This window comes from Bradyrhizobium sp. (genome assembly GCF_047605465.1).
Classification (GTDB): Bacteria; Pseudomonadota; Alphaproteobacteria; order Rhizobiales; family Xanthobacteraceae; genus Bradyrhizobium.
Genome location: NZ_JASGFS010000038.1, coordinates 36,870 through 55,426, shown reverse-complemented (window position 1 = coordinate 55,426; position 18,557 = coordinate 36,870). Strand labels below are relative to the sequence as shown.

Sequence of the window (18,557 nt, the reverse complement as noted above, 5' to 3'; positions counted from 1 at the left end):
TCCCTATCCATTTGATTCTGTGGACCCTTGCACTTAACTATGCCGGACGCGGGATACCAAATGAATTGGACAAATGAACTTGGTATGACCGCGGGACTATCGGAGACCAGCGATGACGACTGACGTAACCATCAGCGACCGGGCCGCACGCCGCATTGGCGAGATCCTCAAGGGTGAAGGGTCAGGCGCGATGCTGCGCATCTCCGTCGAAGGCGGCGGCTGCTCCGGCTTCCAGTACAAGTTCGACATCGACCGCGCCCGCACCGACGACGATCTCGTGATCGAGCACGACAATGCGGTGGTGCTGGTCGATTCCGCCTCCCAGCCGTTCCTGGCGGGATCCCAGGTCGATTTCGTCGACGACCTGATCGGCGCCTCGTTCCGGGTCAACAATCCCAACGCGACAGCGTCCTGCGGCTGCGGGACCAGCTTCTCGATCTGACCGGCCTAGGCGCCGGCGATCTGCCTTTCCTCGTCGGTCCAGTCCACCTCGGCCGGTAGCAACACCGGCTGAAGAGGCACCTCGTCCGAAGCCACCTCTTCGCCGAGGGCCCGCATCAGTGCGGCGACCAGCGCGGGCTTGCGGAGCGGTTTTGCGAGAAAATCCGACATGCCGGCATCGCGGCAGATCTTGACGTCCTCGGGGAACGCATTCGCGGTGAGCGCGACGATCGGCAAGGCCGCGTAGCGTCCGCCTTTCCCACGGATCGCGCGGGTCGCGGCAAGGCCGTCCATGTCGGGCATCCGCACATCCATCAGCACGACATCGTAGTCGCCCTCGGACACCGCCGCGACGGCCTCGATGCCGTCCGTGACGACGCGCAACTCGACGTCGAAGGCGCCGAGCATCTTGCTGACGACCATGCGGTTCACGGCATCGTCTTCCGCGACCAGCACCTTCAGCGGCCGATCCAGATCTGCGATACGCTCCTTCAGCGTGTCAGCCTCGTCGCGGCTGGTCGCCTGGTCGGTCGCAGGCGCCTCGCTCCATGGCAGCACCAGCGTGAAGCGGAAGGTCGAGCCCTCGCCCGGCGTCGAGACGACGCCGATCGTGCCGCCCATCTGCTCGATGATGCGCCGGGAGATCGCGAGCCCGAGCCCGGTGCCGCCGAAGCGGCGGCTGATGGAGGCGTCGGCCTGGGCGTAGTCGCTGAAGAGTTGGCCGACCTTTTCAGCGGCGATACCGATCCCGCTGTCGCTCACCGTCCATTCGACCGTCGCCAGCAGGTCGCGCCGGGCCCGGCAGGTCGCGGATATCGTCACCTCGCCGGCATCGGTGAATTTCACGGCGTTGGATGCCAGGTTGAGCAACACCTGGCGAATGCGCGCGACGTCGCCGCGCAGCGTCGGCGGCAGGGCCGGGTCGAGCTCGAGCTTGACCGTGAGCCCCTTGGCCTTGGCGCTTGCGCGCGCGACGTTCGCGACCGTCTCGACCAGCGTCTGCGGCGCGAAATCGATCGCCTCGAATTCGAAGCGTCCGGCCTCGAGCTTGGAGAGATCAAGGATGTCGTTGAGGATGCGCTGGAGATTATCGCCGGACTCGCGGATCGTGGTGACGGCCTCGCGCTGCTCCGGATCGAGCCGGGTTTCGAGCAGCATGCCGGCAAGCCCGAGCACACCGTTCATGGGCGTGCGGATCTCGTGGCTCATCACCGCCAGGAAGTCGGACTTGGCGCGGCTCTCGGCCTCGGCCTTTTCGGCGCGCCAGCGTTCGGTCACATCGCGGCCGAAGCCGCGATAGCCGAGAAACTGGCCATCGCGATCGTGGGCCGGCTTCGCCGTCAGCGACCACAGCCGCGCCTCGCCGCCGGCGACGACCTTCAGGCTCATCTCGTGCAGCGACTCGCCCTGCTCCATCAGGCCGACGATGTTGTAGGCCTCGGTCTTGTCCTCGGGGCAGAGCATGTCGAGCACGTCGGCGAAATGCGAACCCTTGAGCAGCGGCAAAGGCAGTTGCGCGACCGCCGCGAAGCGCTCGGGCACGTCGACCAGATGGCCCTCCGCATCGGTCTGCCATAACCAGTCGCTGGCATTGTCCTGAAACTGCTTCAGCAGCAGCGAGATGATCTCGGTCTGGCGTTCGAGTTCGAGCTGCGCCTTGAGATTGCCGAGGAACAAGTTGCCCTGGAACACGATGTTGCGCGCCATGAAGAACGCGAACAGCAGCAGGAACACCGACGTCACGAGATACGGCCCGCTGCCGCACAACAGCAGAGCGCCGGCGCAGGCGACCGTCATCGTCGCGAGGTAGACGAGACCGGCGCGCGGGAAGGTCGAGAGCGTGAAGGCTCCGCCCGACATCATGCCGACCATCAGGCAGGCTAGGATGAGCTGGCTCGTCGGCTCGATGCGGCAGAACAATGCCAGCGGCAGCGTGCCCCAGATCGCGGCGAGGAGCAGCGCCTGGCGTGTCATCTGCCGCGTCATGCGCGCCGAAGCTTCCTGCGGCGGGCTATGGTGGGAGCGCCGCCACGAACGTACCGCGAGCGAAGCTGCGGCGGCGAGCGTCAGGCCCCAGATCGCGAGGAAGTCGTTCCAGCCCCTTCCCCAGAGCAGGATCAGCACGATGGCGACGTTGAGCATGTTCACGGCCATCGCGACCGGGATCAGCCGCGTGACCGCGTCGATCTGCTTGGCCCGGATGCGGCGCATCTCGCGCTCGCTGAGATCGGCGGTCAGGCCGTCCTCGATTTCGAAGCCGCCGAGCCAATACAGGAATGCACCGATGAGCCCGCCGCGCGGCTCTGGTCGCTCGATAGAGGTGTGAGGCCATCCCATCCGAAAAACCTTTTGTCCATCAATGGCCCGCGGCAGGCTTAAGCCCGGTTAATTTTGTGGGAGATTTTGCGGCGTCCTTGACGGGCGCGTTTGCAGTTTGTTCTAACGGTCACCTCGCCTGGAGCCGCCCGACATGCCCATCAGAATTGCCACCTGGAACGTGAACTCGGTCCGGCAACGCATCGACCTTCTGCTGACCTGGCTCAGGGAGTGCCAGCCGGACATCGTCTGCCTGCAGGAGATCAAGTGCGTCGACGAGGCCTTCCCGCGGCTGGAGATCGAGGCGCTGGGCTACAACGTGGTCACGCATGGGCAGAAGACGTTCAACGGCGTCGCGCTGCTGTCGAAGCTCCGTTTCGACGAGACGAAATCGGGCCTCGCCGGCGACGACGAGGATGCGCATGCGCGCTTCCTCGAGGGCGTGGTGACGCTCAAGCAAGGCGTGCTCCGCATCGCCTGCCTTTACCTGCCGAACGGCAACCCGGTCGGCACCGAAAAATATCCCTACAAGCTCAAATGGATGTCGCGGCTTCTTGAGTATTCGAGGGAGCGACTTAAGACCGAGGAGCCGCTGATCCTCGCAGGCGACTTCAACGTCATCCCGGCCGCGCGCGACGTTCATAATCCGGCGGCCTGGACCGAGGACGCGCTGTTCAAGGCGGAGACGCGCGAGAGTTTTCAGGCCCTGCTCGGCCTCGGCCTCACCGACGCGCTGCGCGCCGTGACCGACGAACCCGGGCTCTACACCTTCTGGGACTACCAGGCCGGCGCCTGGCAGAAGAACCAGGGCCTGCGCATCGACCACCTGCTCATGTCACCGCAGGCCAGCGACCGGCTCGCCAATGTCGGCATCGACAGCTATGTGCGCGGCTGGGAGAAGCCGTCGGACCACGTGCCGGTCTGGGCGGATCTGGATCTCGAGGCGGCCTGACGCCGCCCCGGCGGGGTCACTCCCGCCGGCCCTGCACCCACTGCTCCAGCATCTGCAGGCACATGGCGCGGTCGTCGTCGGAGGCCTTGGCGAAGGCGCGGTTGTAGCCTTCCTTGATCCAGGTCTCGTCGCTGCCGGCGCTGTCGCGCGCCAGCGTGAGCCACATCAGGCCACGCGCGGCCTGACGCGGCAGGCGATCGCCGTTGAACAGCATCTGGCCGAGCAGAGCCTGCGCCTCGTGCTGCCCCTTCTGCGCGGCAAGGCCGAGCCAGCGCGCGCCCTGGGTGAACACTTCGCGCGACGCATCCGGCGTATTCAGATACAGCCGGGCGAGGTCGTACTGGGCGTCGGCGTTGCCGAAATAGGACGCCGCGTAGGCGAACATGTCCCGCGCCCGCTCCGGATCCGGCTTGACCTTCGAGTTCGGGATTCCGTTGAGGTAGTAACGGCCGAGCGCGACGAAGGCGTTGGCCACGACCTGAGCCTGCGGCGCCGACGGGCTGTCCGTCGCATGCGCGTTCACGAGCCGGTTGAAATAGTCGAACGCCCGCAGATCGTCCTGGGCGACGCCCTCACCGCTGGCGTACATCCGCCCGAGCTTCCACTGGGCGATGGGATGGCCGCCTTCGGCCGCATATTGCAGAGCGGTAAACGAGGCCTCGGGATTGACCGCGGTTTGCGGCACGGCCTTGCGCAACGCACCCGCGGCGCCCGGCAGGGCCGTGACCACGGGGATGGTCGCATCCTTCTGGTTGACCGGAGCGCCGTCGAAGGCAAGCGCCGGCGCGGCCAGCGCGGAGGCCCCCAACACAAACGCAACTATGGCACGCCTAGATGTCCGCATAGCACTGCTTCTCGTGCGCACCGCCCGGATGGGTCACTGCCCCACCGACCGCTGGTCCAACCTGCTGAGCATATTTCCAGAGCGCACCCGACGTGTGGTTAGTCGCGCGAGCGCTCCACTTGGTCTTGCGCTGCGCGAGTTCGGCGTCGCTCAATTTTACGTTAAGGGTACCGGCCACGGCGTCGATCTCGATGATGTCGCCGTCCTCGAGCAGGCCGATCGGGCCACCGATGGCGGCTTCCGGTCCGACATGGCCGATGCAGAAGCCGCGGGTGGCGCCGGAGAAGCGACCGTCGGTAATGAGGGCGATCTTGCCGCCCATGCCCTGGCCGGTCAGCGCCGCGGTGGTTTGGAGCATTTCCCGCATGCCGGGACCGCCCTTGGGCCCCTCGTAGCGGATCACGATGACTTCGCCTTCGCGGTAGGTGCGGTGCTGGACCGCCTCGAACGCATCCTCCTCGCGGTCGAAGCACCTGGCCGGACCGGTAAACCTGAGGTTGGACATTCCCGCGACTTTCACGATCGCACCTTCTGGCGCCAAATTGCCCTTCAGACCAACCACACCGCCCGTGACGGTGATCGGCTTGTCAGCCGGGTGCACCACGTCCTGGTGCGGATTCCATTTCACGCTCTTGAGGTTTTCGGCGATCGTTCGACCGGTAACCGTAATGCAGTCACCGTGGAGAAATCCGTTGTCGAGCAGCGTCTTCATCAGAAGCGGGATGCCACCTACTTCGAACATGTCTTTGGCGACATAACGGCCACCCGGCTTCAAATCCGCGACATAAGGTGTCTTTTTGAAGATTTCGGCGACATCGAACAGGTCGAACTTGATGCCGGCCTCGTGCGCGATCGCCGGTAGGTGCAGCGCAGCATTGGTCGAGCCGCCGGACGCGGCGACCACGGCGGCGGCGTTCTCCAGCGCCTTGCGGGTCACGATGTCGCGGGGCCGGATATTGGATGCGATCAGGTCCATCACCTTCTCGCCCGCGGTCATGCAGAAGGCGTCGCGGATTTCATAGGGCGCCGGGGCGCCGGCCGAGTACGGCAGCGCGAGGCCGATGGCCTCGGAGACGGTCGCCATGGTGTTGGCGGTGAACTGAGCACCGCAGGCGCCGGCCGACGGGCACGCCACGCGCTCGATTTCGTCGAGATCCTCGTCCGACATGGCGCCGACCGAATGCTTGCCGACGGCCTCGAACATGTCCTGCACGGTGACCTGCTGCCCGCGGAAATTGCCGGGCAGGATCGAGCCGCCATAGATGAAGATCGAGGGCACGTTGAGCCGGACCATCGCCATCATCATGCCCGGCAGCGACTTGTCGCAGCCGGCGAGGCCCACGAGCGCGTCATAGGCGTGGCCGCGAACGGTCAATTCGACGGAATCGGCGATGCATTCGCGCGACGGCAGCGAGGAGCGCATGCCGTCATGGCCCATCGCGATGCCGTCGGTGACGGTGATGGTGCAGAATTCGCGCGGCGTGCCGCCGGCGGAAGCCACACCCTTCTTCACCGCCTGGGCCTGGCGCATCAGGGCGATGTTGCAGGGAGCGGCCTCGTTCCAGCAGGAGGCGACGCCGACGAAGGGCTGGTGGATCTGCTCGGTGGTCAGACCCATGGCATAGAAATACGAACGATGAGGCGCGCGTGCGGGGCCTTCCGTCACGTGACGGCTGGGCAGCCTCTGCTTGATGTTGGCCTTGGCGTTCATCGCAAAACCAGTTTCCCCGGCGAACCCTTTCAGACCCGAAAAATCAGACCCAAGATTTGAATCGACCTTGGGATTTCCGGTCGCCTTTGAGGCCGCCGCATGCCTCTCAAACTTTAGAGCGATTTTATTCATGTTCGGGTGTGGCTAAAAAGCGGCGTCGGTGCGAACGGACTGCGATCAAGGTTAAATCCACCGCGAGTGTTGCCTGGACGGCACAATCGTGGCTCGGAAGACACGGAAATGCCTACTTTGATACCCTCGCGGGACAGCCGATCCACAATGTCGGCGCCCGATCCATGGCCAAAAAGCACCTCACCGAAGCCCGGTCATCGGATGCGGCCGAGGTGAGTCGGCGCCCGTCTTCTCGCCGGCGATAGCGCGCGCTCGCGTTCGACCCTGAGCGCACCCTCGGAGCCTTGCGTGGCCTGCACATCGTCATTGCGAGCCGGTGGGCCGCGTGGCGCAGTCGCCGCAATGACGGAGCAAGGCGCGTCGTGATCAGCCCCCGACGAACGTAACCTGCAGACACGCCGTCACGCCCTCGCGGCGCGAGGCGCCCGAGCTTTGCTTCATCTCCGCGCTCTTATCCAAAAGGGCGCAGGGAAGGCCGGGTGCCGGCTGGCACCCACGGTCCACTGCGCGAACAGCACACGCAGAGAAAACCGCACAGCAGCATACAGGTGAGCCCAACACACGGCCTTCCCTGCGCGATGGTTTGACGGCTTATGCCGTGCTCTCCCGGGAGCCGAGTTCCTTCTGGCCTCCCTCGCCTCGCGGATTGAATGGCGCAGCCCACCCGGTCGGGCCGGCTTACGCCTCCGCAACAGCTTGACCGTAGCAACGACGGCCAGGACCACACGGTTTTGCCGTACGCACGTTCATCTGTCGCCACAGGGTCTTCCGGCAGTGTGCACACGCGCCGCAAGAATGTTGGCAAGACGAACTTTCAGCGTCGCTCATCCGCACGCGGCCGCGGACTCACGGGGACATCCCGCCCTGCCCGCACCTTCTCGTACCGACGCTGCTGCGTCCATCGCGACCCGGCTCGCATATCGTGACGACGTACGATCGCCCCTCTCGGTGAGCCGGGATGGGGAGAGGTCGTAAAGGTGTTTTGCCCGACGGCGCAAGTGAAATTTACGCCTTTTCCGAATTCAACAGAGACCACCCGCATATCAAGTCGAGACCAGATCGATCTCGGATCGAATGGAATTGGCGAAATATTTGCCGAGCCAGGCACGCGGCATGTGCCTCAGCGTGAAATTCCTTGCATGGAAGGCGAAGCTGCTCTCCGGAATGAAGATCGCCGCCATCCGGCGACTTCGCTGCTGCAGACGCGTGATCGCCGGACGCAACCGGCGATCATGCGCGGCCAGCGCCTCCGGGACAGTCTGCGCCGCCGCCAATTCCTGGGCCAGCACCTCGCTGGAAGCCATCGCCATCCCGGCCCCCTGCCCGGACACCAGCGTCAGGCAGTGCGCGGCATCGCCGAGCAGCACGAAACGGCCTTTGTGCCAGGTCGGAAGATTGACCATCGTGAGGCTGTCGATCGTCGGCGGATCTCCGGCCGCGCCGTCCTTGAGGAACTGGCGGACCATCGGATGGCTGGTGGCCGATACGCGTTCCAGCATCGACCAGCGGTCCTCGACGCGCGGCGGCGCGGTCGCCTCGCGGTCGCGCCAGACATGCATGGCGGCGAGACGCCCGCCATTCAACGCGTAATATTCGGCCAGATGACCAGGCTCCGCGAAGGACAGGAAGTCCGCTTCGAGCTTGATGTTGTCGTCGACATCGAAGACCGCGAAACGATAGCCCAGATGCTCCAGGACGTTCTCGTCCTCGCCGAACACGAGACGCCGCGATGCGGACCGGAAGCCGTCGGCTCCAATCACGAGATCGCAATCGATCGTCGACCGATCGCTAAGTCCGACAACGGCCCGATCGCCTTCCGTGCGGATCGTCTCGACCGTACAGCCGAATTTGAGTTCGGTGTTCTCGTCGAGCGCATCGCGCAACACCCGGATCAGGTCGTTGCGGCGAAGAGCCAGATACGGCAGATCCTTCAGGAAATCGCGGTAACGCAGCCGCAGCAGCTCACGGCCACGGCGATCGCGATACACGTTTTCGTTGATGGCGTAGGAGACCTTCTCGAGCGGCGGAATGAGGCCCATGCGGCCCGCGGTCTCGTAGCCCGGGCCGGAGATTCCCATCATGTAGCCACCGTCGCGCAGATCCTCTGCGCGTTCGACGACGATGCTGCGCCAGCCGGATCGCCCGAGCCACCACGCGGCGGACATTCCGGCGACGCCTGCGCCGATGATGACTGCAAGAGGACGGCTCATGTCGTCACCGCTTCGTTGGCTGCGGACGGAAGCCGCCGCAGGATGATGGGCATGATGAACATCGTCGCAATCGCCATCGCGAGGGCCAGCGCAAAGCTGCCGGCATAGCCGAGGCGTTGAGCGACGATGGTCCCGAGAAAGCCGACGACCATCGAGGCTGCCGCATTGGCGCACTGGAACAGGGTGAAATCCACGCCGGCCTGCCGCAGCGAGGCCAATCCCATCAGGTGCGAATAGAGCGAGACATAGCCGATCGCCATCACGGCGGAGTGCCAGAGCAGCGCTGCGATCAGCCATTCGTGCTGGCGCGATCCGGCCGATGCGAAAGCGACCAGCACAAGCAGCGAACTGATCTGGAGACCGATCGTCGCGATCACGGCGACCCGCGTGCCGGCCATGCGAACGCCGACGCCGCCCGCCAGCGTTCCGAGCATGCCGGCGATGGCTCCGCCGACCCCGAAGGCCCAGCCGAGCGTTGCGAGATCGACGCCCGCATCGACCATGAACGGGCTCACGACGGAGAATGCGAGCCGGGCGCCGGCGTCGAACATCACCGTCAACACCAATCCGAGCCTGATCTCCGGCCGTGCGAGTGCGTAGGCAAGGCTCGGCCGATGAACGAAGTCCGCCGAGACGCTCCGCCGCGGTTCGCGGGTCAATGCGAACGGCAGCGTCATCAGCACGATGAAGCCTGCCATGCCGGCCGCCGCCGCGCTCCAGCCCATCCGGGCGACGAGGACGAGAAACAGGCCACCGCCGAACAGCGCGCCCAGATAGCTGCCGCCGACTTGCGCGACATTGCCCCAGCCGCGCTCGTGCGCACGCAATTGCTCGATGGCGAAACCGTCGCAGGCGATATCGACCGTGGCCGATATCGTCGCCGACAGCCCGAGCATCAGCAGGATGACCGGAACGTTGGCGGGATCGGCCAAGGACATCGCCGCGAACACGACGCCGATGCCCAACTGTCCCGCGACGATGATCTGTCGCGACCGCCGGGCGGCCCCCGCCGGCAATCGATAGCGCTCGACCGCGGGAGCCCAGATGAACTTAAGCGCCCACGGCAACATCGCCGCCGACAGCAGCGCGATCGAGTCCAGCCCGACGCCGCTGGATCGAAGCACCGCCGGCAGGGCCTGGAACGTCAGCGCGCTCACCAGCGTCTGCGTCACGTAGATGCCGCCGATGGCGATCATCACGTTGCCGAAGGAGAGCGCCCCGACCGGAGCGGGCCTGTCCGACACCGCCATCAGAACTGCCACCTGCCGGAAACGCCGACCAGCCGGCCCTGGCCGATCGTGCTGAGCACGGTGCCGGAGAAGGCGAAGCTGTTGGTTCGATAAACGACGTCGGTGAGGTTCTGCGCGTAGATCTTGAAGGTCGGTCCGCGCGGGATCAGGAATTCGAGCCCGACGTCATAGGTCGTGTAGGCCCCCTGCCCGAGCGTGTTGCTCTCATTGAAATAGACCTGGCTGAAATAGTGCGCCGCGCCGGTCAACGCGATGTCGAAGGGCACGACATGCTGGTCGAACACATAGCGTCCGAACAGGTTGGCCGTCACGTCGGGCGCGTACGGCACCTGCTTGCCGTTGTAGTTCACGCCGCTCAGGGGATCGACGAAGTTGGTGAACTCGGAGCGGCCGAAATTGGCGTTGGCCGTGAACGTGAGACGATCCGTCGGCTTAAGCGTGGCTTCGAACTCGATGCCCTTGCTGACGGCTTCACCGGCGTTGCGAATGACCTGGAGACCGACCGGCCCGACATAGATCTGCTTGTCCTGCGAGGCGATGTAATAGAGCGCCGAGGTGAAGACGAACCGGCCGTTCCAGAGGTTCGTGCGCGTGCCGATCTCGTAGTTCCAGGCGGTTTCGGGCTTGTAGGGCGAGGCATCGGCCGCGAACGAGACCGCGTGGTTGAAGCCGCCCGCCTTGTAGCCTTCCGAAACCAGGCCGTAGAGACGGACCTCGTCGGTCACCTGATAACCGAGCGAGACCTTCGGCTGCGCTCCCTGAAACTCCGCCTTGTTGGTGAAGGCCAGCGGCGCGAAGGTCGACAGGTCCAGGCCCGTGTAGTTGATCGAAGACCAGTCGATACTCCCGCGCGCCCCGACGGTCAGGTCGAGCCGGTTCGTGATGGCATAGGTCCCCTCACCGAACACCGCGACGCCCTGGCTTCCGACCTTGTTGAGGCTCTGCATGGCAAGGCCGACATACGAGTTCCGTTCGAACGTCTCGTTGTAATAGGAGACGCCGGCGACGGCTTTGAACGGTCCGCCGGCGTTGTAGGCGACCTTGACCTCCTGATTGAAGACACCGGTCGTCTCAGGAAACTGGAAGCCGAACAACTGCCGCTTCAACTCGACGTTCTGGTAGGACGTGGTGCTCGACAGCGTGAACTCGCCGAAGCGGTAGTTCCAGTTCAGGCCCGTCGTGGTGATGTCGCGGTCGATCCGGTTGTAGGGGAACGCGATGACCGAGCTGCGATAGATGCGGCTCGGCACGTCGGAATCCAGGATCGCCGTTTCCTCGTTCGACGTGAGGTTTTCGTGCGATGCCCAGACGTTGAAGTCGAACGGCCCTCCCTTCGGCGCGTAGCGAAGCCCGACCCGGCCGTTGATGGATCTCGAACCGTCGATCGCATCGTTGGTGCCGTTGCTGTCCTTGATCTGGCCGATCTGGTCGACGGCCTTCAGCGAGAGATCGAGAAACAGCGTGTCCGGCACCAGCGCGCCCGTCGCCGCGAAGCCCGCGTCCTTGCGACGGTCACCGACCGTCCCGAACACCGTCGCCGCATTCTCGCGCGGCTGGCGGGTGACGATGTTCAACACACCGGCGTAGCCGGTCCGGCCGAACAGCGTGCCCTGCGGCCCGCGCAGGAACTCGACGTGATCGACGTTCTCCAGATCCTGCACCATCGCCGCCGACGCCTGCGGCACACCATCGATGTAGACCTGAACGGCCGGATTGTAGAAATCCGGAGACGACACACCGCGGACCGTGAAATTGGCATAGGCGCGATTGCCGCGGTTCTCGATCACGAGACCCGGGAAGACCTTCTGCAGATCGTCGACCGAACGGACGTCGTTCTGCCGCAACTGCTCGGCGGTCACCACCGATACGCCGGCGTCAACCTTCGCAAGAGTGAGATTGGGATTGCTGCTCAACGCGGATCGGCCGGGTTCGGCCACAACGGGGGCTGCGACTGCGGCGGCAGGTGCGCGCCGGGCGGTGCGGCGAGCGGCCGCGGCGCGATCCTTCTGTCGCTTCGGCTTCGCCACCGGCTGCTCCGGTGCGATGGTGACAGGACCAAGCGTGGACGGTGCGCTTTGTGCCCAAGCCAACTCGCCCGACATCGATGCAATCAACACGACGGTCGCAGCAGATGCTCGCCAACTGTTTAAGAACATTTCTAACTTAGCTCCACGCCTGAATCGCCTTTGTTGGTTTGTGATCGCGGGCGTGAGCTCTATTGTCTAACGATAGCGGGACCCGGATTTGCTCATTCGGGACGAAATGCGAGAGCTCAGCAAATTGACCAGCAATGTGCCCATCGAGCCACACCCGAGCGGCAAGCACTCGACGTGGCGCGACGCCGTCGATCACGAGGTCCAGACTCTCGGATGGCAGAGCAACATCCGCGTCGAGCAGCCGCACGCCGGCATCACGGTCTGCATCCTCGACGCGTTGATCGACCAAGATACGACGTTCTATCCGGAGGGGCCGGAGACGTTCTCGCTCAGCATCTTCCTCGATGGCCGCGGCACGCTGTCGGTGACAGGCGCCGAGCCGCTCGAGATCAGCCCCGGCATGGCGGTGGTGTTCAGCAGCAAGGGCTATTGCAAGGGAGAAAACTTCCTGCCGGGCGGCCAGCGTCTCACCACGGTCGATCTGCGCTTCGAACGGCCGCTGCTGCTCGAAGCCGGAGGCCCGACGCTCGCCCATCTCGGCGGCGATCTTCTCACCCAGCACAGCCTGCCGACCGAAGGCGTCTGCCTCGTCGGCTTTCCGGCTCCCACATCCATGCTGAGCGCCGCACGCAATCTGGCCACGTGCTCGCTGGATCCCGGCGTCGCCCGGCAACTCTTCCTCTACAGCAAGGCGATCGAAAGCCTCAGCATCGCCGTGACCTCGCTGCAGCAGCTTCCCCAACTCGCCGGTCCCGCTCCGCGTCCCGACGAGCTCCGCCGCATCCTCGAGGCACGTCATCTGCTCGAGACGAAGTTCGACCAGGACTGGACCATCACGCGTCTTGCGCGCGAGGTCGGCCTGAACGAACGCAAGCTCAAGCACGGCTTCCGGTCGCTGGTCGGCAACACCATCCATGCCTATCTGCTGGAGGTGCGCATGGATGCCGCTGCCTCGCTGCTGAAAGGCGGCCACACCGTGACCGAAACCGCCCTCGCCGTGGGCTTCGAAAGTCTCAGTCACTTCAGCCGCGTCTTCTCGCGCGCGAAGGGACTCTCACCAAGCCGGTTTGCGCGCGAGACCTAGCGCGGAGAGTGATCTCCGGCCGGACGCGGTGCCTCGCCAGGACTCTCGCGGTGGCTAGCGTGTTGCGCCGGACGCCTCCCTCTGCTGCAGTGTCTCGTCGATGACGACGCCGCGATCGTAGACATCCCGCAAGCGATCGTCATGGCTTGCCGCCAGGATCGCCGCATGCGGCAGCCTGTTGCGGAGTTCGCGGTGCAGATCGCGCTCGGCGGCCTGCTCCAATCCGGACGTCGCTTCGTCCAGCAAGATCAGGTCGGGCCGGGCCAGCAGCACGCGTGCCATCGACAGGCGCTGCTTCTCGCCCTCGGACAATCGTCGATCCCAGGCTTCGACATCGTCGAGGCAAGCCGCGAGATATCCGAGGCCAACGGCCCCCAGCGCCTCACGAAGCCGCTCATCGTCGAACGCGCCGATCGGTGCGGGATAGCTCACCGCGCGGCGGAGCGAGCCGAGCGGAACGTAGGGACGTTGCGGCAGCGCCATGATCCGTTCGGCCGGCCGGGCCACCTTGCCCGTCACGTACGGCCATATCCCCCCCATGGCTCGCAGCAGGCTGGTCTTGCCGATGCCGGATCGTCCGATCAGCAAAGCGGATTCGCCGGACGCGAGCCCGAGATGCGCCAGCGAGACGATCTTTCGGCCGCTCGGATCGCGCACCTCGATGTCGTCGACCTCGAGGGCCTTGTCGATGGACGCAGACGCGGCATCCCCCTTCGACGCCGCTGCGGCCATCGCGCGCTCGAACTGCGACAACCGCTGCACGGTCGCCGCAAGTTCCGCGATCCGGACGTAGGAGCCGATGAAGTAAGAGAACGCCTGGTGCACCGAATTGAACGCGGACCCCGCCTGCATGAAGGCGCCGAGTTGCATCGGGCCGCCGAAGAACAGCGGCGAGAGCGCGAAATAAGGAAAATAGCGCGAATAATATTTGTAGCTCTCGGCGAACAGCGACACGAACTGCTCCCACCGCATCAGCCGATACCAGTTCCGCGCGATGTCGGAAAAGCGGCCGAGCAGATCGCCTCGCTCGGAGGCTTCGCCGCGCATCATCGCAACGGCCTCGCTGTTCTCGCGGACACGTACGAGCGCGAAGCGGAAATCAGCCTCGCGCCGTTCCCGCTCGAAATCGATCGCGATGAGGTGACGGCCGATCAGATGGGTCACGATCGTCCCGAGGCCCGCATAGATCAGCGCTGCCCAGACCAGATAACCGGGGATGACGTAGGACCCGCCGAAGATGCGTAGCGGAACGAGGTTCGAGAGCGTCCAGAGCACCGCGACGAAGGAGAAGACGCGGGCGACGGCGCCGATCAGACCGACCGTGAGCGCGATCACGCCGTCGATGAACTGCCTGATGTCATCGGCAATGCGCTGGTCGGGATTGTCGACAGGGCCGCCGGCGAGCGCCGCGCGGTAGTGGACCGGCCCGTCCAGCCATTCGCCGACATATCGCGTGGTCAGCCAGCGACGCCAGCGGATCGTCAGCCACTGGATCAGGTAGCGCTGATAGACGGTCGCGAGAACGAACACGATCCCGATGACACTGAAGACGCCGAACTGGGTGAGGAAGCCGTTCCAGTCCTTGTCCTGCAGGGTCTGGAAGAACGCGTTGCGCCAGTAATTCTCGGCCACCGCCGCACCGACCAGGGCAAGCTGGGCGGCCACGATGCAGACGGACAGCCCGATCGCGGCCCAGCGCTCGTCCGAACGGAAATACGGCGTCGCGATGCGGATGACGTCCCGCAAGGACGGCCTCAGGTCGGCGATGCGGCTCAAGGGCGTATTCCTTCCTGGCGGTGCGCGGTCCGCGCTTCCTCGATCGGACAGGCTTTGCAGAAGCGCCGATCGGGCAAGAGATATTGCAGGCAGCAGACGCGACGGCGCCGCGAGGGAGCGCCCTCCTCGATCACATAGTGCACCGCGTCGAACAGCGGATTCGGCTCGCCGGCCGAGGTGATCGGCTCGGACAGCAGCCGCTGCACATCCGACAGACGCGCGGATGGACCAGACACGGCCTCGATCCTGCGCAACATCGCCTCGACCGTGTTTCCGACGTTGCTCCAGAACACGCGCGCCGTGACCTCGGTCCGATCACACCACATCGCGATCAGCGGCGCAAAGTGCTCGAACAGCAGCGGCCGGAGCCGCAGAAACGGATCTTCGCCATGGCTGTCGCGCGTGGCGTTGATCCGGACCGCCGCGACACGCCCGTCATCCGCCATGATGAATTGCAGTCTGGGCAAAGCAACCGAGACGGATTGCTCCAACAGGACATCGGCCATCAGCACCGGCGGGATGAACGCATTCAAATACCATTTCATCCAGATCGACTGCACGGCCCGCACGTCGAAATCCGTCTCAAAGCGTAGTGCGAAGCGATGCTCGATCGCTTCGCGCATGGGCGTGTCCAGCAGCCGATCCGCCGGCAGTCCCGGCCGCGCGTCTTCCGGCCCTACGAGGCGGCCGCCGAACGACGCATAGTCGCCGACGGCCAGTCGATCGATGGCCTCGCAGAGTTCGTCGGGCGTCACGGGATGTGAGCCCGATGAAGACTACCAGCGTGCACGCAGCGTCCCCGTGAAGTTGCGACCCGGACCATAGTAGCAGTTCAGCGCGTCGTCGCACGAACCGACATAGCGCGTGTCGAGAAGGTTCTTCACGTTCAGGGCGACATCCCACTTCTTCAGCGTCGGGAAACGCTCGCCCAGATCGTAGCGGGCCGTGAGGTCGTAGAGCGTGAATGACGGCACGGCCAGCGTATTCAGCGCATCGACCGCCTGATCACCCACCCACCGCACGCCGCCGCCGAGCGTCAGGCCGGAAAACCAGCCGCCGCCGGCGAAGCGATACGTCGTCCACAACGAGGCCTCGTTCATGGGAATACCGACCGGACGCTTGCCGAGACCACCCGGCGTGTTGGTCGCGATCACCTTGGCATCGAGATAGGTGTAGGCGGCGCTGACGTTGAAGCCGTAGAGATGGGTGGTCTTGAGCTCGAACTCGCCGCCCTGGCTTTCGACCGAGCTGGTCTGGACCGCGAAGCCCGGATGCAGGAGGTCGCGGGTCTGCACGTTGTACTGCGTGATGTCGAACACCGCTGCCGTCATCATGATATCGTAGCCGGGCGGCATGTACTTGATGCCGACCTCTTTCTGGTCTCCCGTCACGGGGACATATCCTCGGCCGAAATAGTCCGTTCCGAATGTCGGCGTGAAGGTCTGGGAATAGCTGGCGTAGGGCGCCACACCGTTCTCGAAATTGTAGATCAGGCCGCCATTATAGGTCAGCGCGTGATCCGGCTGCATCGTCCAGGCCGGATTGGAGAACACGCCCGTCGACACATTGAGGGCCCGGGTCTTCTGATCCTGCTCGAGCTGGTCGTAACGCGCACCGAGCAGCACGTTCAGGCGCCCGAACTCGACCCGGTCCTGGACATAGGCTCCCGCCTGCCGCTGATCCTGATAGCGCAGGCTCGTGATGGTGGGCGAGCTCGTGAACGGCTGCCCATACACCGGCGCATACAGGTTGAGCGCGGTCGCAGTCCCCGCCCCCAGCCCCTGTTCGGCCGTGACGGCCGAGTAATCCGCCCCGAACACGACATGATGCCACAGCGGCCCCATGGCGAAATCGGCCTTCAGCCGATTGTCCATCTGGTACATGTCGATCTTGAAGGTCTGATGATTGGAGGTGCGGTTCGTCGTCGTCGTGTTCGGCGACGCGCTGCTCATGACCTCGTTCAGATCGATGTCGATGTTCTGGTAGTAGAAGTTCTGCTGGAACGAGAACACGTCGTTCAAGCGGTGCTTGAACTCGTATCCGATCCGGGCCTGCTTGACCGAAGTGTCGTGGTAGCTGGGCTCGCCCAGGAACAGATTGCGGGAGATGAACTGGCCGGTCGGGCCGGGCACGATCGTGCCGGCATACGGCAGCGGTTGCAGCACCGTCAGCTTCGGATCGTACTGATATGCCGCCAGGATAGTGAGGCTGGTGTCCTCGTCGATGCGCCAGGTAAACGATGGCGCAATGAAGGCGCGCTGGTCGCTCGTGAAATCGACCTGGCCGTCCCCGAGCTTGCCGAGGCCGACGACGCGGTAGAGCAGCGAGCGGTCGTCGTTCACGGGACCACCGACGTCGAACGCACCTTCAACCGTATTGCGCACGCCGAAGCGCACGAGCGCTTCGCCGAAAGCCTGGTCGGTCGGGCGCTTGCTGGTGAGGTCCCACAGGCCACCGGGGCTCCCCTGCCCGTACAGCGTGGCAGCAGGTCCCTTCAGAACGTCGATGCGCTCGAAGCCGTACGGCTCCAGGCCGTAATTGTTGACGTTGAGCCGCAGCCCATCGACGAACTGGAGCGCCTGAAAGCCGCGAACGTAGCCGTAGTCGCGATTGAACTGCCCCTCGCGGAAATAGGTGCCGACACCGGCCGTGTATTGCAGGGCTTCGCGCACGCTCTGCACGTCGCGGTCCGCCATCTCGTCGCGCGTCACGGTCGAGACCGATCGCGGCAGTTGCAGGAGCGGCGTCGCGACCTTGGCACCCGCCGAAGTGGTGCGGGCGACGTAGCCGTCGACGCCATCCCTGGTCTGGCTGACGTTTCCACTGTCCACCGCCGGCTTTGCCGGTGCCGAACTCGTCGTCGGCCGCGACCGCCGCGCGGTCCGGCGCGGCGTGGTACTGGTCCGCGTGCTCTGCGCTGCCGGAGGCTGCGCCGTGCGCTGGGCCGGCTGAACGACGACCGGAGGCAGTCCGGGATCACGTGGCGCCTGCTGCGCCTCTGCCGGCAGACCGGCCGCGATGACAGCGACGGCCCCCACCGCCGCAATGCCCGCTTGAATTCCTCGACGGCCTCGACGGCCGGCAACACCTGACTGAACTTTGAACACAACACCCCCTGGCGCGCGAATGGATCGGCGAAACGCGACCCGCGCGAAGGCGCGAGCCGTGCATCACCGCGCACGACACCTGCAACGACCTACGGCACCTTCCTGAGTGGCAAAACCGTACGAGCCCCCACGGCAACGTGACACGTCACCGCGACAAACCGCCGAGCCGTGCCGCGAATGCGGAACAGCTCAACGATTTCGCTTCGGTTCACCCCGACCGATGCGTCTCGCTCGTGACCACGACTGACGGCAGGTCTCCTGGCTCGCGGGTCGTCGCCTTCTGATCGCCTTCCCAGATCGCAAGACCCAGTGGCCAGTGAACAGCAGGCTCGCCGCTTACAGTTGCGGGGGCAGCCGCGGCTTGAGAGCAGAGCTCCGCACCGCATTCCCTATTGATCTCCCGAAGGAGAACCGTCGCAGTCACCATAAGTTTATCAGGAAAGCACTGTCAATATTGTGCGGTGCGTTGCTGACCGCCGCGCCATGATCGCACTGCGACCTGACGCTGCGTGTTCCCGTCAGCGCAATCCCCGTGTGCAGCCGAACGCGACACGGCGGCGGAAAAGCAGCCCTCGCTC

The 18,557-nt window shown here is 64.9% G+C and carries 12 protein-coding genes and 1 riboswitch; of the genes, 3 read left to right on the top strand and 9 right to left on the bottom strand.

Annotated features, from left to right (window positions below; all coding sequences use genetic code 11):
- Positions 1-112 precede the first annotated feature (112 nt).
- Positions 113-442 (top strand): iron-sulfur cluster insertion protein ErpA, encoded by a 330-nt coding sequence (gene erpA / locus QM712_RS24095; protein WP_415025644.1) that lies wholly within the window; start codon positions 113-115, stop codon positions 440-442.
- Between the two features lie 5 nt (positions 443-447).
- On the opposite strand, the gene QM712_RS24090 is transcribed toward erpA, so the two are convergent.
- On the bottom strand, positions 448-2,778 hold the full coding sequence (locus QM712_RS24090) for an ATP-binding protein (protein WP_415025643.1): 2,331 nt from the start codon (positions 2,776-2,778) through the stop codon (positions 448-450).
- 133 nt (positions 2,779-2,911) lie between these two features.
- Here QM712_RS24090 and xth point away from each other — a divergent pair, with 133 nt between their 5' ends.
- Positions 2,912-3,709, top strand: coding sequence for an exodeoxyribonuclease III (xth, locus tag QM712_RS24085; RefSeq protein WP_415025642.1), 798 nt, complete (start codon positions 2,912-2,914; stop codon positions 3,707-3,709).
- Positions 3,710-3,725: 16 nt separating this feature from the next.
- Here the strand turns inward: xth and QM712_RS24080 are convergent, their stop codons facing one another.
- The 5 genes from QM712_RS24080 to QM712_RS24060 form a co-directional block, all read right to left on the bottom strand.
- Positions 3,726-4,553 carry a tetratricopeptide repeat protein gene (locus QM712_RS24080; RefSeq protein WP_415025641.1) on the bottom strand — a complete coding sequence of 276 codons (828 nt, stop codon included), beginning with the start codon at positions 4,551-4,553 and terminating at the stop codon, positions 3,726-3,728.
- A complete protein-coding gene (gene ilvD / locus QM712_RS24075) occupies positions 4,540-6,264 on the bottom strand; it encodes a dihydroxy-acid dehydratase (RefSeq protein WP_415025640.1) in 1,725 nt (574 codons plus the stop codon). Before ilvD ends, QM712_RS24080 begins: the two co-directional genes overlap by 14 nt.
- Positions 6,265-7,439: 1,175 nt before the next feature.
- Positions 7,440-8,606 (bottom strand): FAD-dependent monooxygenase, encoded by a 1,167-nt coding sequence (locus QM712_RS24070; protein WP_415025639.1) that lies wholly within the window; start codon positions 8,604-8,606, stop codon positions 7,440-7,442.
- Entirely contained in the window at positions 8,603-9,856 is a 1,254-nt protein-coding gene (locus tag QM712_RS24065) for an MFS transporter (protein ID WP_415025638.1), read from the bottom strand. Before QM712_RS24065 ends, QM712_RS24070 begins: the two co-directional genes overlap by 4 nt.
- Positions 9,856-11,883 (bottom strand): TonB-dependent receptor, encoded by a 2,028-nt coding sequence (locus QM712_RS24060; protein WP_415025637.1) that lies wholly within the window; start codon positions 11,881-11,883, stop codon positions 9,856-9,858. Before QM712_RS24060 ends, QM712_RS24065 begins: the two co-directional genes overlap by 1 nt.
- Before the next feature lie 253 nt (positions 11,884-12,136).
- Here QM712_RS24060 and QM712_RS24055 point away from each other — a divergent pair, with 253 nt between their 5' ends.
- A complete protein-coding gene (locus tag QM712_RS24055) occupies positions 12,137-13,096 on the top strand; it encodes a helix-turn-helix transcriptional regulator (RefSeq protein WP_415025636.1) in 960 nt (319 codons plus the stop codon).
- A gap of 54 nt (positions 13,097-13,150) precedes the next feature.
- Here QM712_RS24055 and QM712_RS24050 read toward each other — a convergent pair whose 3' ends face one another.
- From QM712_RS24050 to QM712_RS24040, 3 genes are read right to left on the bottom strand one after another with little or no spacing between them, the layout of a single operon-like run.
- Positions 13,151-14,872, bottom strand: coding sequence for an ABC transporter ATP-binding protein/permease (locus tag QM712_RS24050; protein ID WP_415025635.1), 1,722 nt, complete (start codon positions 14,870-14,872; stop codon positions 13,151-13,153).
- Positions 14,869-15,627 carry a siderophore-iron reductase FhuF gene (fhuF, locus tag QM712_RS24045; protein ID WP_415025634.1) on the bottom strand — a complete coding sequence of 253 codons (759 nt, stop codon included), beginning with the start codon at positions 15,625-15,627 and terminating at the stop codon, positions 14,869-14,871. Before fhuF ends, QM712_RS24050 begins: the two co-directional genes overlap by 4 nt.
- A gap of 21 nt (positions 15,628-15,648) precedes the next feature.
- Positions 15,649-17,910 carry a TonB-dependent siderophore receptor gene (locus tag QM712_RS24040; RefSeq protein WP_415025633.1) on the bottom strand — a complete coding sequence of 754 codons (2,262 nt, stop codon included), beginning with the start codon at positions 17,908-17,910 and terminating at the stop codon, positions 15,649-15,651.
- Positions 17,911-18,209: 299 nt separating this feature from the next.
- A riboswitch (cobalamin riboswitch) is annotated at positions 18,210-18,410 on the bottom strand.
- Between the last annotated feature and the right edge of the window lie 147 nt (positions 18,411-18,557).